A 13498-nucleotide genomic window follows, 5' to 3' on the forward strand; every position below is an offset into this window, starting at 1 on the left:
ACCCCACTGGGCAGACGGCGCCAAGAGCCCGGACCTACGGCCCCAGGGTGTCGGCTCGGTCGACGGCGCCGGCCGACTGCCAGAGCTCGTACTGCAGCAACAGCGCCAACTCGCGCAACAACACCAGGTCAACGTCCTCCTGGGATCGGGGGTTCTGGTCGTATACGCAGAGCGCGCCGATGCGTTCGCCCGAGGGCGATTCGATCGGAAAACCGGCGTAAAAGCGCAACCGGGGACCGGAGACGACCAGGGGATTGTCCCGGAATCTCGGGTCAAGCCGCGCATCGGGAACAACCAGAGCCGCCGACTCGAGCACCGTGACGGTGCAGAACGACTCGCTGCGGGGAATGTCGAACACCGCGAGGCCCACCGTCGCCTTGTGCCACTGCCTGTCACCGTCGATCACCGTGAACGCGGCCGCGCTGGTGCCCAGCGACGAGCGGGCCAGCGCAACAATCCGGTCAAACCGCGCCTCCGGTGCGGTGTCGAGCAGGTTCAACGCCATCAGCGCCCGGTGCCTGGCCTGTTCGATCTCCTCGGGTGTGCGGCCCTGCACCTCGGGTGCCGGCACCCCATCGGTGCGTCGCAGGGGCTCCAGCGGGCCGGCCATCGGCTCGGCCAGCACCTCTGCCCAGAGGTCGTAGTCGCTCGCGGACCGGAACCGGCCGGACCTGGCGACCGGCGTGCCGGGCAGCCTCACGAAGGTCAGCCGGTCGACAGCGGCACAGACGTCTTCGCTCACAGCGTTGAGCTCCAGCGCCTGCCGGCCGGCCAGTGCGCCGAAGGGGCCGCTGAAGGCCGGAATCAGCGCCACCGGGGCGATCCCGGCGACGAAGACCTCGGTGCCGAGGGAGCTCGAGTGCTGGATCTGCTCAACCAGGCTGGCGAGGTCCCGGCGCCAGGCCCGTGTGGACGTGAGCCGGCCCGCGTCGAACAGGCCGAGGGTGAGCACCACGGCGTCGTATCGCCACAGGTTGGCGAAGTCGATGTGCTCTGGCGCGTTGCGCGGCGTCATGTTCGACCGGGCGATCACGTCGACATCCACGCCGCGACCGGTGCGGGCCGTTAGCGCCCTGGCCAGAGCGCCCGGCAGTGCGAGGGTGTGGCTGAGCACACCCCAGCCGATGGCCGGTCCGCCGCCGACGATGAGGATGCGGTCACTGTCGATTCCCGGCGAGTGCGCCTGGGGAGCATCGTCCGGCACCGGGATGCCGCGGAACTTGCGCTCGAGAGTAGCCAGCCAGGCGAGCATCACGGGGACCATCGCGCACCGCAGGGCTTCGCGCACGTGACCCTCCAACTCGAAGTTGTTGGTACTGGACGGTCGTAGGCGTACATTGCATACAACTGGGTCTCATCATACGCATCCGCCGGTGTCATAAGATTCTGTAGTGTCCCCTGTTACAGATCCCCTGCGTATCGCCCTGGTTTCCCTGCACACCTCCCCCGGTGCCGAGCCCGGTTCGGGGGACGCCGGCGGCATGAATGTCGTGGTGCGGCACCAGGCCGAGGCCATGGCCGCGCTGGGCCACCAAGTGGAGATCCTGACCCGACGGTCCTCCCCCGAGATGCCCGCCGCCCGGAGCCTGGGCGCCGGCGTCACCCTGCGTTACCTCGACGCCGGACCGCTCCGCTCGGTGCCCAAGGGCGACCACGAGGGGTTCATCGACGAATTCCGCGCGCAGGCCGCCGCGCTGGGTCCGTGGGACGTCATCCACTCGCATCACTGGTTCTCCGGCATGGCGATGCTGCCACTGGCCCGCGAGCTGGGCGTGCCGCACGTACAGAGCTTCCACTCCATCGCGGCCGACGAGGCCACCCCGCTGTCGGCGGGCGAGCGGCCCGAATCCGGCGGGCGGATGGCCGGCGAAGCCTGGCTGGCCCGGGAGTCGGACCTGATCGTGGCCGTGAGCGCCGCCGAGGCCGACACCGTCGTGCGTCGGCTCGGCGGGTCGATGGACCGCATCGCGATAGTCCCGCCCGGCGTGGACGGGTCCCTCTTCCATCCCGTCGCGCCCGCTGCAGCCGGAGCGGACCGGGCCACGCCAACGGACCGCGGTTACGCGGTGGTCGCCGGGCGCCTCCAGCCACTCAAGGGCCTCGACCTGGCCATCGAGGCCATCGCCGCCGTGCCGGCTCACCTGAGGCCGGAGCTCGTGATCGCGGGTGACGCCTCGGCCGACTACGACGGCTACATCGATGAGCTCAACCGGCTCGCGGCCCGGCACGGCATTGAGAACGGGGTGCGCTTCGTCGGTCCGCGGTCCCGCGTCGACCTGGCGGCCCTGCTCCGCGGCGCCCGGGTGGTGCTGGTTCCCTCACACTCCGAGACCTTCGGCCTGGTGGCGCTGGAGGCCGCGGCCAGCGGTGTTCCCGTCGTCGCCCAGGGCACGGGCGGACTGCGCGAAGCTGTGCTCGACGGCGACACCGGTCTGCTCATCGAGTCGCGCGACCCGCAGGTCTGGGCGGATGCGCTCACCGACGTGCTCGCCGACCCCGCCCTGGCGCGGCGCCTGTCGCTGGCGGCCCGCGCGCGCGCCGAGACCTTCGACTGGTCGCGCTCCGCCGCGTCCCTGCTCGACGTTTACTGCGCCCTGCTGCCGGTATCGGTCTGCGCGTGAGCCTGCTCGACGGCCAGCGGTCGGTGCTGTTCGTGCACGCCCATCCCGACGATGAGACCATCTCCACCGGCGCACTTATCGCCGAGTTCGTCGCCAGGGACAGCCGGGTGTTCCTGCTCACCTGCTCACGGGGCGAACGCGGCGAGGTCGTCGACGGTCCGCTCACGGCCCTGGCCGGCACCGAGGAGCTGGCGCGCGAACGGGAACTGGAGCTCGAACGGGCCACCGGCATCCTGGGCATCACCGAACGGTTCTGGCTCGGTGAGCCGCCCGCCAGGGTCGACGGCCTCGAGCCCCGCCGCTACCGCGACTCCGGCATGGTCTGGATTCGCCCCGGCCTGGCCGGGCCGGCGGACGACGCCGCCGACGACGCCCTCTCGGTGGCGCCGCTGGCCGAGGTCACGGCCGACATCGCGGCCCTGATTGTGCGGCTGCGACCGTCCCTGGTGATCAGTTACGACGACGGCGGCGGTTACGGGCATCCCGACCACGTGCGCGCCCACGATGCCGCCCGCGCCGCGACCACGGCTACCGGCACCGCCTTCGCAGAGGTGCTCGAGGCACCCGCGGGTGACGAAGAATGGTTCGATCTGCCCCAGCACCTCGCGGTGGTGACGGATGCGTTGCGCGCGCACGCAAGCCAGCTCACCGTGCACGGCACCGAGATCGTGCACTCCGGCGGTCAGCGTGAGGCGATCGGCACCTCGGCCGGCCTGCGGCTACACCCACACCCCGCCGTCTGACCGTGACGGGCGCTCTCAGCCGAGGATCGCTCCAGCGGCCACCGTCACCCTCTCGGCGCGCCGAGCCGGGGTCATCGTCCTGGTGAGCAGCCGGCGCAGCTCGGGCCGGCCGCCCCGGCTGAAGGCGGCACGCTGCTGTGCCGCACCGGTGCCGTCGACTCTGAGCCGGGCCACCGCCTCTCGCACCAGTTCGACGTCGCCCAGTTCTACGAGCTCGGGCTCGAGCATCCGCACGAATCGGCGGAGGCAGCCGTGAGCCGGGGCCAGCCCGCCGCGCAGCGGATCGAAGACCTGCCGGTCCATTCCGTGATGGGCCGAGTGCAGCAGGGCAGCGGAGAGGAGTTCGGAGGGCATCTGGGCGGATGCGCTCGCGGCGGCGGCCTGCGCGGCCGGCACCCCGAGTGAATGCGCCACGAACGCCCGGCACAGCGCGGTGATGAACAGCGTGGTCTGCGCGTCGAGCTGTGCGTCTGCCACCCGGAACTCGATCGTGGGCAGGTGCTCCGAGAGCCGCACGTCCCACATGATCACGCCCAGGTCGACGGTGCCGCCGATGCCCAGCAGTCGTGCGATGCGTCGGTCGTAGTCCGCGGCGTCGAGGAAGGCCGGCGGGCAGCCCGAGGTCGTCCACCGGCGCAGCAATACCGTGCGCCAGCTGTCGTGCCCGGTGTCCTGCCCCCGCCACAGCGGAGAGTTCGCGGCGATGGCCGTGAAGAGCGGCAACCAGGGCCGCACCGCATTCAGGACGATCACCCCGGCCTCCCGGCTCGGGATGCCGACGTGCACGTGCAGACCACTCACCTGATGGTCGGCGATCACGGCGTCCATGGTGCGTACGATGCGTTGGTAGCGCTCGGTGTCGGTGATCGTGGGGAACGCCGTCGTGTCGGGCGGGGTGCCGATACTCGCCACGATCACACCGAGTTCGGCCGCCTGGTCGGCGACCGCGCGTCGAAAGCCCGTCATGGCCGCGTGAGCGTCCTCCATCTTTTCGAACACCGCCGAAGCGTGCTCGATCTGGGAGGCCAGGAACTCCCGGTGCGTCACGCCCTGCCACTCGGGCATCGTCGACAGGTGCTCGAAGGCCTGGGCGCCCACATCCACGGGGAACAGGGTGTCAGGATCGAGGAATTGGAACTCCTCTTCGATGCCAAACGTAGCCACGTTGACCTCTTCCGTCGCCGTCGGATCACGACAGTGTGAACCGTCTGCGATGAGTGTGACCTGTAGCCGGATAGCGGTCAAGGGTCTTGCATCACCCTGCTGGGGGAACCGGACCGCCCTCGGTGGACGGGTGCACAATGGTCGCGTGCGCGCCACCGCGGCGGTGCCGGATGGGAGATGGACGGATGTGCAGATGGCTGGCGTACCTCGGGGAACCCCTGCAACCCTCAATGATCGTGCTCGACGCTAAGCACTCGATAGTCGCGCAATCGCTGAACTCCCCGCTGGGAGCCGAGACGGTGAACGGGGATGGCTTCGGCTTCGGCTGGTACCCCACGGGAGCCCCGATGGGCACCGCACCGGCGCTTTTCCACAGCATCGAACCCGCGTGGAACGACGCGAACCTGAGCGAGCTCACCAGGGCTCTCACCAGTCCCCTCTTCTTCACCCATGTTCGCGCGGCAACCGCACCGCCGATCCAGCAGACGAACTGCCATCCGTATCGCTATCAGAACTGGATGTTCATGCACAACGGCGCCATTGCTGGGTGGCGCGAGCTCAGACGCGACCTGACGTTGGCGATCGACCCGTCGCTGTACCCGAACGTGCTCGGCACGACGGACTCAGAGGTGCTCTTTCACCTCGCGCTGACCTACGGGCTCCGTGATGACCCGATCGATGCCATCGGGCGCGCCATTCGCACCGTCGAGTCTGTCGGCCACGATCACGATGTGCGTTTTCCCTGGCAGGGCACCGTCGCCGTCTCCGACGGCTCCACCTTGTGGGCCTTCCGTTACTCGACCCAGGGACGCACGCGCACGTTGTTTCATTCGGCGGACATCCGCACGCTCCGCCAGATGTACCCCGACCAGGAGCGGCTGGCCGCCTTCGGTGATCATGCGAAGGTCGTGGTCTCCGAGCCGCTCAACGACCTGCCCGGCGCCTTCGTCGAGGTACCGGAATCGTCCGCACTCATTCTCGAAATGGACGGGTATCGGCATCAGCCCTTCCTGGTCGACTGACCACGTCGGGCCGGCCGCTCCTGAATACACAAAACGCCACCTCGAGAGGTGGCGTTTTGCATGTTGGTGGTCAACAGCGTGTGGCAACAACCCAATGGTGGAGATGCGGGGAATTGAACCCCGGTCCATTGCTGTGGTCATGTTTCTTCTACGGGTGTATCCAGTGAAGGCGTTCTACTCGGCTCCGGAACTTGCCACTGGCAGCTGATCCGACGAGCCCAGCCCTCGTTTAAGTCCCCCTATACCCCGAGGCTCAGGATAGGAGCAATCTCTCTAAATGACGTCAGGATCCGAGTAGAGAGCATTCCCGGTCTGACGGTCTCAATGTGGTTCTACTTAGGCCGCGAGGGCGAAAGCGGAACGCGAGACAGTGCGGTTTGAATTGGCACTTATTGTTTTGCAGAGATCGTTTACGAGATAACCCTGCATCCTCGACCCGCTTCTCACAGTTACGCAGGCAATGTCGAAACCGATCATCCCCATGTTCACGTGCTGCCGACTCGAATGAGTTGCGCAGAACGCGGTTGTTGTCACACGCTGTTGAGTTACCAATCCTGTTTCCAGAACCGCAGTGGCGAACATTGCAGCTCACCACCACGGCCTTTCAGGATACAACACTTTCGCGCCACCCCGGTAGCGACGGATGCCGCAGGCCGTCCTCGACAACGCGATCCGTCGGAGATCCCGGGGGTGCAGCGCGCGTTCACCGGCGCCTTCGGTGAAAAGCTCCGGGTCCTCGCGGATGCCGCGGGGATGGTGCAGGCCGTTCTGGAGTCGACCGACCTCGACGCGCTCAGTGACGCGGAGGTGGTGGCGTTCACCCAGACGGTCGAGAATGCCGGCCGGCCCGTGGACGCGGCCCGGATTGGCGCGGCGACCGTTGTCGGATACCGGTCCCGCCCCGGGTTGGGCCGGGATTCGATGGCGTGGCGGTTGGGGGCGTCGCATCAAAGCGACCTGCTCACCCGCCTCACCTTGGCGTCTCGGCAGGAGATGAAACGGCGCCTGGCGCTGGGTGAGAAGGTGGCCCAGAGGGTGCTAACGCACCGGCGGGGAGAAGCGCGCCGATATTCTCCGCGGCATCCTGGTGCAGGTCGCCCAAGACCCCCGCACCCCGACCATGGGCGGCATGCCACCGACGGTGATGGTGCATGCGAACGCGGCCGACCTCCTCAAGGACGCCGGCGTCGGTTGGATCGACGGCGTCGACGGGCCGGTCTCGATGAAGACCATTACGCAGATGATCGAGAACGGCGCCTTCCAGCCCGTCTTCTTCGGCAGCGCCGGTGCCGTCCTCGGCCTGGGCTCCAAGGCCCGTTGTTTCTCCCCGATGCAACGCAAAATGATCACCGCCCGAGACGGCGGCTGCATCATCCCGGGCTGCGACTGCCCACCCCAGTGGACCGAGGTACACCATGTGGTGCCGTGGCAGGTCGGTGGGAAAACCCATGCTTCCAACGGGGTACTGCTGTGCTGGTACCACCACCACACCATCGACAGCGGCGGGTGGAGAATCCGGATGGTCGGCGGGAAGCCACAAGTGAAGGCCCCGCACTGGATCGACCCGCCCGGGACATGGCGCACACCCGAGCAGCACCGGGCGCACGACCCGAAGACCCGACCACAAGACGAGTAGCGGCCAGATTGAGCGGGCGACTCGGGGCGGGTCGGGTCGGGTCGGGGCTAGTCGCCGAGGTTGCGGCGGGCGGAGATGGCTCGGTCGGACTCGCGCTTGTCCTGGCGTTCGCGCAGGGTCTGCCGCTTGTCGTATTCCTTCTTACCCTTGGCCACCGCGATCTCGACCTTGGCCTTGCCGTCGCTGAAGTAGATCTTCAGCGGAATCAGGGTGTAGCCACCCTCTTTGGTCTTGTGGCTGATCTTGACGATCTCCGCCTTGTGCAGCAGCAGCTTGCGCTTGCGACGGGGCGGGTGGTTCGTCCAGGTGCCGGCGGTGTACTCCGGAATGTGCACGGCATCCAGCCAGGCCTCCCCGGACTCGATGAACGCGTAGCCGTCGACGAGGGACGCCCGTCCGGCGCGGAGGGACTTCACCTCGGTGCCGCTGAGCACCATTCCGGCCTCGTACGTATCCTCGATGAGGTAGTCGTGGCGCGCCTTGCGATTGGTCGCGACGACCTTCTCGCCTTTTTCCCTGGGCACGGCATTCTCCTCGATCGGTTCAGTGAAGCGGCCAGGCATCCGCCGGGCAGCCCATTAGTCTAGTGGTTCTGATCAGACCTTCAGATAGCGGGTGATCGCGAAGTTGGCCGACGCCGCGGCCAGCGCCGCACCGAGCACCAGCAGGATCGGCACCACGGTGAACGCGTCATCGAGGCCGACCAGGGCGAAGCCGGTGAGACTGGCACCCAGGTAGCCCTGCACGAAGTAGTGCACGATCGCCACGATCGCCCCACCGGCCAGCAGTGAACCCAGCAGCGCCGCGAAGACACCCTCAAGGATGAACGGCGTTTGGATGAACCGGTTCGACGCACCCACCAGTCGCATGATGCCCAACTCCTTGCGCCTGGAGAACGCCGACAGCCGGATCGTCGTGGCAATCAGCAGGGCCGCCGCCACGAGCATCAACGATGCGATGCCGATGGCTGTATAGCTGGCCACGTTCAGCACCGAGAAAATCTGATCGAGGTACTTGCGTTGATCGGCGACATTCTCGACCCCGGCGACGCCGGACAGGCTCTCGACCAGCACCTCGGAGTCCTCGGGGTTGTTGAGGTTGACCCAGAAGGTCTGGTTGAGCTGTTCGGCTGTCACGTAGTCGGCCACGGGGTTGCCCGCGAACTGCGTCTTGAAGTTCTCGAACGCCTGCTCGTGCGTCTCGAAGTAGTACTTGTCGATGAAGGTTGCCAGGGTCGGGGACTCCAGCTGCGCCTCCACCGAGTCGATCTGCTCCTGGGAGGCTTCGCCTGCGGTGCAGGTCTCCCCCGGCGAGATGGCGGTGCACATGTAAATGCCCACCTGAGCGCGGTCGTACCAGAAGTTCTTCATCTGGCCGATCTGCATCTGCATCAGGATCGCCGCGCCCACGAAGGTGAGCGAGATGAAGGTGACCAGCACGACCGAGACGACCATGGAGGCGTTGCGGCGCAGGCCGTTGGATGCTTCGGAAAGCACAAGTCCGAGTCTCATCGGGTGGGTCCTACGTTCTGCTCACTGGTGGGATCGGCTTTTTCGCCCGGAGCCCGCAGGCCGAGCTTCTCGGCCAGGGTGAGCTGTTCTGGTTCGTCATGCTGGGTGACCGGGAGCACCGGCCTGGACATCGTGGAGGTCGGCTGCTCGACCGGCGGCGCAGCGGCCTGCTGGTCGGGTTCCGGCTGAGGGGTTTCCGGCTGACGGTCAACCGCTGCGGGCTGCTCGGCCATGACCGGAACCGGCGGGATGGGCGCCACGACAGGGACCGGCGGGGTGGAAGCCACGACCGACAGGGGCTCGGCCCGTTCGATCACCGGTGCCGGTTCGGGCGTCGGCTCCACCGGCAGCGCGGTGCTCACCGCAACGGCGGCGGCCTCGACCTCGGCCGATGCCACCTCCTGGGGCAGCACCTCCGGCGCGGGGTGAGTCAGCGGCGTGGCCGGGGCGGCGCCCGTGGCCGGCATCCGCGAGGACCTCGACGCGGCCCGCTCGCCGGGGGGCAGCACCATCGGGATGGCCGCCGTGGCGTAGCCGCCCTGACGCTCGTCGCGCACGATCTGGCCCGCGGAGAGTTCGATCACGCGGCGCTTCATCTTGTCGACGATGCCGGCCTCGTGCGTGGCCATGATCACAGTGGTGCCGCCGGCGTTGATCCGGGCCAGCAGCGACATGATCTCCGCACTGGTGGTGGGGTCGAGGTTTCCGGTCGGTTCGTCGGCGAGAACGATCTGCGGTTTGTTCACGATCGCTCGGGCGATGGCCACGCGCTGCTGCTCACCACCGGAGAGTTCGTGTGGCAGACGCTGCGCCTTTTCAGCCAGGCCCACCATCTGCAGGGTGTCGGGCACGGCTTCCTGGATGTACCCACGGGACTTACCGATGACCTGCAGGCTGAACGCGACGTTGTCGTAGACGGTCTTGTTCGGCAGCAGACGGAAGTCCTGGAAGACCACCCCGAGGTTGCGACGGAAGTAGGGCACCTTGCGGTTGGAGATGGAGCGCAGGTCCTGGCCGAGCACGTGAATGCTACCGCTGGACGGCTTCTCCTCCTTCAACATCAGGCGAAGGCAGCTCGACTTTCCCGAGCCCGAAGCCCCGACCAGGAAGACAAACTCGCCGCGAAGAATTTCGACGTCGATTGAGTTCAGGGCCGGTCGGTTCGTACCGGGATATTTCTTGGTGATGTGATCAAATCGGATCATGGCGTTTCGAGCCTAGGCAGCCATCCGGGATTTACCTACTTGCGACATGCCTCAAGCAGCAAGTCCAAAGGTTGACACGCCTAGTCGGTGGGGGTCTTGCGCCAGCGGATGCCGGCGGCGATGAATCCGTCCAGGTCACCGTCGAACACGTTGGACGGGTTGTTGACCTCGTACTCGGTGCGCAGGTCCTTGACCATTTGATACGGCGCGAGCACGTAGCTGCGCATCTGGTCGCCCCAGCTCGCCGTGATGATTCCGGCGAACTCCTTCTTGGTGGCCGCCTCCTGCTCACGCTGCAGCAACAGCAGCCTGGACGCCAGCACCCGCATCGCCGCCGCGCGGTTCTGGATCTGGCTCTTTTCGTTCTGGCAGCTCACCACCAGTCCGGTGGGCAGGTGAGTGATGCGCACGGCGGAGTCTGTGGTGTTCACCGACTGCCCGCCGGGGCCGCTGGAGCGGAACACATCGACGCGGATGTCGTTGTCGGGAATCTCCACGGCCTCGGCCTGGGCGATCAGCGGGACCACCTCGACGGCGGCGAAGGAGGTCTGGCGCTTGCCCGCGGAGTTGAACGGGCTCATCCGGACCAGGCGGTGCGTGCCGGCTTCGACGCTGAGGGTGCCGAACGCGTACGGCGCGTTCACCTCGAACGTGGCGGACTTGATGCCGGCCTCTTCGGCGTAGCTCACGTCGAGAACGTTGGTGGTGTAATCGTGCTGCTCGGCCCACCTCAGGTACATGCGCAACAGCATCTCGGCGAAGTCGGCGGCGTCCACGCCACCGGCCCCGGCCCGGATAGTGATCACGGCAGGGTTCGGGTCGAACTCACCGTTGAGCAGGGTGTGCACCTCGAGGTCGCCGAGGACCTTCTGCACGCTGCGCAGTTCGGCCGTGGCCTCATCGGCCGATTCCTGGTCGCCCTCGGCGTTGGCCAGCTCCACGAGCACCTCGAGGTCGTCGAGGCGGGACTCGATGCTGTCGATGCGTTTGAGCTCGCTCTGGCGGTGGCTGAGCTCGCTGGTCACCTTTTGGGCGTGCTCGGAGTCGTTCCACAGGTCGGGGGCACCCGCCTGGTCGCTCAACTCGGCAATGTCCAGCTTCAGCCTGTCGATGTCGATCACCGACCGGATGTCGTCAAACGTGGCCCGCAGCGCGGCGATCTGCTCAGAGAAATCCAGCTCAATCATTGTGGAATCCAGCCTACCGGGCGAGAGGTAACATCGAACGGATGAGCACCGAGCGCCCCTTCAGCCTCCGGGGAGTGGCTCTGGCCGCGTTTCTACCCACGCTGCTCTTCTCCATCGGCGAGGGTGCGATGATCCCGCTCATCCCCTTGGTGGCGGACGGCCTCGGCGCGTCGCTGGCCTTCGCCGGCTTCATCGCGGCCATGGTCATGGTCGGTGAACTCGTCGGCGACATCCCCAGCGGCGCGATAGTGTCCCGCATCGGCGAACGCAACTCGATGATCGGGGCGTCGCTGCTGGCGATCATCGCCGTGCTGGTCTGCATCGTCGCCCCCAACCCGGTCGTGCTGCTGGTGGGCATCTTCCTGATCGGCCTGGCCACGGCCGTGTTCGCTCTGGCCCGGCACGCCTTCATGACCAGCTACGTGCCCGTGGCCTACCGGGCCAGGGCGCTGTCGACCCTCGGCGGCGTCTTCCGCGCCGGCTGGTTCGTCGGACCGTTCCTGGCCGCCGGGGTCATCCACCTCACCGGCAGCACCACCGCCGTCTTCTGGGTGTTCATCGTCTGTTGCGTGGCCGCCGCCGTCGTGCTGATGCTGCTGCCGGATCCGACGATTACCTTCGCGAAGCCTGCTCCCGTCGCCGCCGTGGAGACCGCGGGACTGTTCAGCACCATCTGGCGCTACCGGGGTGTGCTGCTGCGGCTGGGCACCGGCGCGGGACTGGTCGGTGCGATGCGGGCCACCCGCACGGTGCTGCTGCCGCTCTGGGCGGTCAGCATCGGCATCAACGAACCCGACACCGCCCTCATCATCGGCATCGCCGGCGGCATCGACTTCGCGCTCTTCTATGCCAGCGGCCAGATCATGGACCGCTTCGGGCGCATGTGGACCGCGATCCCGTCGATGATCGGACTGGGGGTCGGCATGCTCGCCCTCGCGTTCACCCACGATCTGCCCGAGAACGTGGCGTGGTTCATCGCCGTGGCGATGTTCCTGTCCGTGGCCAACGGTATCGGCAGCGGATTGCTGATGACCCTCGGCGCCGACCTGGCGCCGGCCGGCGGCCCGGCCCCGTTCCTGGGCGCCTGGCGGTTCACCGCCGACTTCGGCAGCGCCGCCGCTCCCCTGGCCGTCGCCGCCATGATCGCACTGTTGTCGCTGTCGGTGGCCAGTGCTGTGATGGGAGTGGTGGGCCTGGTGGGAGCCGGCGTGCTCTGGCGCTACATTCCGCGGTACGCCCCGCGCCACCCCCGTTTTCCCCCGAGAGAAAGATAGCCAGCATGCCCCTGCTCGGAGAGTACGAGCCCAGCCCCGAGAAGTGGGTCCGCGACCAGGTCGAACTGTACGAGACCTCCGCCGGCACCAAGGGCACCACCATGCGCGGGATGCCCGTGATCGTCCTGAGCACCCTCGGCGCCAAATCCGGCAAGATCCGCAAGGCTCCGCTCATGCGCGTCGAACACGACGGCCGTTACGCCGCCGTGGCGTCGCTCGGCGGCAGCCCGAAGAACCCGGTCTGGTACGCCAACGTGCTCGCGCATCCGCTCGTCGAGGTGCAGGACGGTCCGGTGCGACGCGACATGCTCGCCCGGGAGATCACCGGCGACGAGAAGGCCCTTTGGTGGGAGCGGGCCGTTCTGGCGTACCCCGACTACGCCGATTACCAGGTCAAGACCGACCGGGTCATTCCGGTGTTCCTGCTCGAACCCGTCGCCGAGCCGGCCTCCTAGTGGCCAAGCCACCGGCCCGGTCGAAGCGGCGCGGACCCCAGCTGGACCGGATCCTGCTCGAGAACCTGCTCGACAACGACGGCGCGCTGGTGGGCCGCGGTGACGACCGTGAGGCCGAACGCTACAGCCGGGTGGACTTCTCCGGCCGGGACTTCACCGGCACCCGGTTCGCGGAGTGTGAGTTCCACGGCGTCGACCTGAATACCACGGTGCTGCGCGGCAGCACCTGGAACGAGTGCGTCGCCACCGAACTGCACGCGGCCGTGTTCAGCGCGCCACGATCGAGCTGGCGGGACGTGCGCATCGAGCACTCCAGGCTCGGCTCGGTCGAGCTCTACGACTCCGGCCTGCGCAGCGTTCAGCTGGACGGGTCGAAGCTGGACTTCATCAACCTGCGCAACGCCACCCTCACCGACGTGCTCATCTCCAACTGCATCATCGACGAGCTCGACCTCTCCGGGGCCACCGTGCAACGGCTGGAACTCCGCGACTGCCGGATCGGCACCCTCGACGTGGCCGGCGCACGGCTGACCGACGTGGACCTGCGCTCCAGCGACTTCTCGGCCATCCACAGCCTGGAAGGGCTCAGGGGCGCCACCATCGACGACGCCCAGCTCGCGCTGCTCGCTCCGTTGCTCGCGGCGCAGCTGGGCATCCTCGTTGAATAAAAGTAGGGCTCT

The 13498-nt window shown here is 67.4% G+C and carries 13 protein-coding genes, 1 other RNA gene and 1 pseudogene; 8 read left to right on the forward strand and 7 right to left on the reverse strand.

Going from position 1 to position 13498, the window contains the following annotated elements; genetic code table 11:
* Positions 1-34: 34 nt before the first annotated feature.
* Positions 35-1288: a GAF domain-containing protein gene (locus C3B61_RS16080; RefSeq protein ID WP_103461557.1), complete on the reverse strand. Its 1254-nt coding sequence runs from the start codon at positions 1286-1288 to the stop codon at positions 35-37.
* A 103-nt stretch (positions 1289-1391) separates the two neighbouring features.
* On the opposite strand from C3B61_RS16080, the gene C3B61_RS16085 reads away from it, so the two are divergent.
* A complete protein-coding gene (locus tag C3B61_RS16085; protein WP_103461558.1) occupies positions 1392-2621 on the forward strand; it encodes a glycosyltransferase in 1230 nt (409 codons plus the stop codon).
* Positions 2618-3364 (forward strand): PIG-L family deacetylase, encoded by a 747-nt coding sequence (locus tag C3B61_RS16090; protein WP_244285968.1) that lies wholly within the window; start codon positions 2618-2620, stop codon positions 3362-3364. The genes C3B61_RS16085 and C3B61_RS16090 overlap by 4 nt, the downstream gene beginning before the upstream one ends.
* 15 nt (positions 3365-3379) lie before the next feature.
* On the opposite strand, the gene C3B61_RS16095 is transcribed toward C3B61_RS16090, so the two are convergent.
* A complete protein-coding gene (locus C3B61_RS16095) occupies positions 3380-4528 on the reverse strand; it encodes a carboxylate-amine ligase (protein ID WP_165787940.1) in 1149 nt (382 codons plus the stop codon).
* A gap of 230 nt (positions 4529-4758) precedes the next feature.
* Between C3B61_RS16095 and C3B61_RS16100 the strand changes: the two genes are divergently transcribed.
* Positions 4759-5550 (forward strand): class II glutamine amidotransferase, encoded by a 792-nt coding sequence (locus C3B61_RS16100; protein ID WP_244285969.1) that lies wholly within the window; start codon positions 4759-4761, stop codon positions 5548-5550.
* Between the two features lie 95 nt (positions 5551-5645).
* On the opposite strand, the gene ssrA is transcribed toward C3B61_RS16100, so the two are convergent.
* Positions 5646-6031: a transfer-messenger RNA gene (gene ssrA, locus C3B61_RS16105) on the reverse strand.
* A 573-nt stretch (positions 6032-6604) separates the two neighbouring features.
* Here ssrA and C3B61_RS20235 point away from each other — a divergent pair.
* Positions 6605-6898 (forward strand): annotated as a pseudogene (locus C3B61_RS20235) (DUF222 domain-containing protein); the annotation flags it as partial.
* Positions 6893-7186, forward strand: coding sequence for an HNH endonuclease signature motif containing protein (locus tag C3B61_RS20240; RefSeq protein ID WP_341866786.1), 294 nt, complete (start codon positions 6893-6895; stop codon positions 7184-7186). The pseudogene C3B61_RS20235 and the gene C3B61_RS20240, both read left to right, overlap by 6 nt.
* 47 nt (positions 7187-7233) lie before the next feature.
* Here the strand turns inward: C3B61_RS20240 and smpB are convergent, their stop codons facing one another.
* From smpB to prfB, 4 genes are all read right to left on the reverse strand, one after another.
* On the reverse strand, positions 7234-7710 hold the full coding sequence (gene smpB, locus C3B61_RS16115; RefSeq protein WP_088458063.1) for an SsrA-binding protein SmpB: 477 nt from the start codon (positions 7708-7710) through the stop codon (positions 7234-7236).
* Between the two features lie 72 nt (positions 7711-7782).
* Positions 7783-8697 carry a permease-like cell division protein FtsX gene (gene ftsX, locus C3B61_RS16120; protein ID WP_103429741.1) on the reverse strand — a complete coding sequence of 305 codons (915 nt, stop codon included), beginning with the start codon at positions 8695-8697 and terminating at the stop codon, positions 7783-7785.
* A complete protein-coding gene (gene ftsE, locus C3B61_RS16125; protein WP_103461563.1) occupies positions 8694-9902 on the reverse strand; it encodes a cell division ATP-binding protein FtsE in 1209 nt (402 codons plus the stop codon). Before ftsE ends, ftsX begins: the two co-directional genes overlap by 4 nt.
* A gap of 80 nt (positions 9903-9982) precedes the next feature.
* Complete coding sequence (gene prfB / locus C3B61_RS16130; RefSeq protein ID WP_088456692.1) at positions 9983-11089, reverse strand: peptide chain release factor 2; 1107 nt, start codon at positions 11087-11089, stop codon at positions 9983-9985.
* A gap of 41 nt (positions 11090-11130) precedes the next feature.
* Between prfB and C3B61_RS16135 the strand changes: the two genes are divergently transcribed.
* From C3B61_RS16135 to C3B61_RS16145, 3 genes are read left to right on the forward strand one after another with little or no spacing between them, the layout of a single operon-like run.
* The gene (locus tag C3B61_RS16135) at positions 11131-12363 is read left to right on the forward strand and encodes an MFS transporter (RefSeq protein ID WP_103461564.1); all 1233 of its coding nucleotides are present in this window, start codon (positions 11131-11133) and stop codon (positions 12361-12363) included.
* Between the two features lie 5 nt (positions 12364-12368).
* Positions 12369-12818: a nitroreductase family deazaflavin-dependent oxidoreductase gene (locus tag C3B61_RS16140; RefSeq protein ID WP_103461565.1), complete on the forward strand. Its 450-nt coding sequence runs from the start codon at positions 12369-12371 to the stop codon at positions 12816-12818.
* A complete protein-coding gene (locus C3B61_RS16145) occupies positions 12818-13486 on the forward strand; it encodes a pentapeptide repeat-containing protein (protein WP_103461566.1) in 669 nt (222 codons plus the stop codon). Before C3B61_RS16140 ends, C3B61_RS16145 begins: the two co-directional genes overlap by 1 nt.
* Positions 13487-13498: the final 12 nt, after the last annotated feature.

Origin of the sequence: Cryobacterium zongtaii, assembly GCF_002909375.1 — a bacterium.
Classification (GTDB): domain Bacteria; phylum Actinomycetota; class Actinomycetes; order Actinomycetales; family Microbacteriaceae; genus Cryobacterium; species Cryobacterium zongtaii.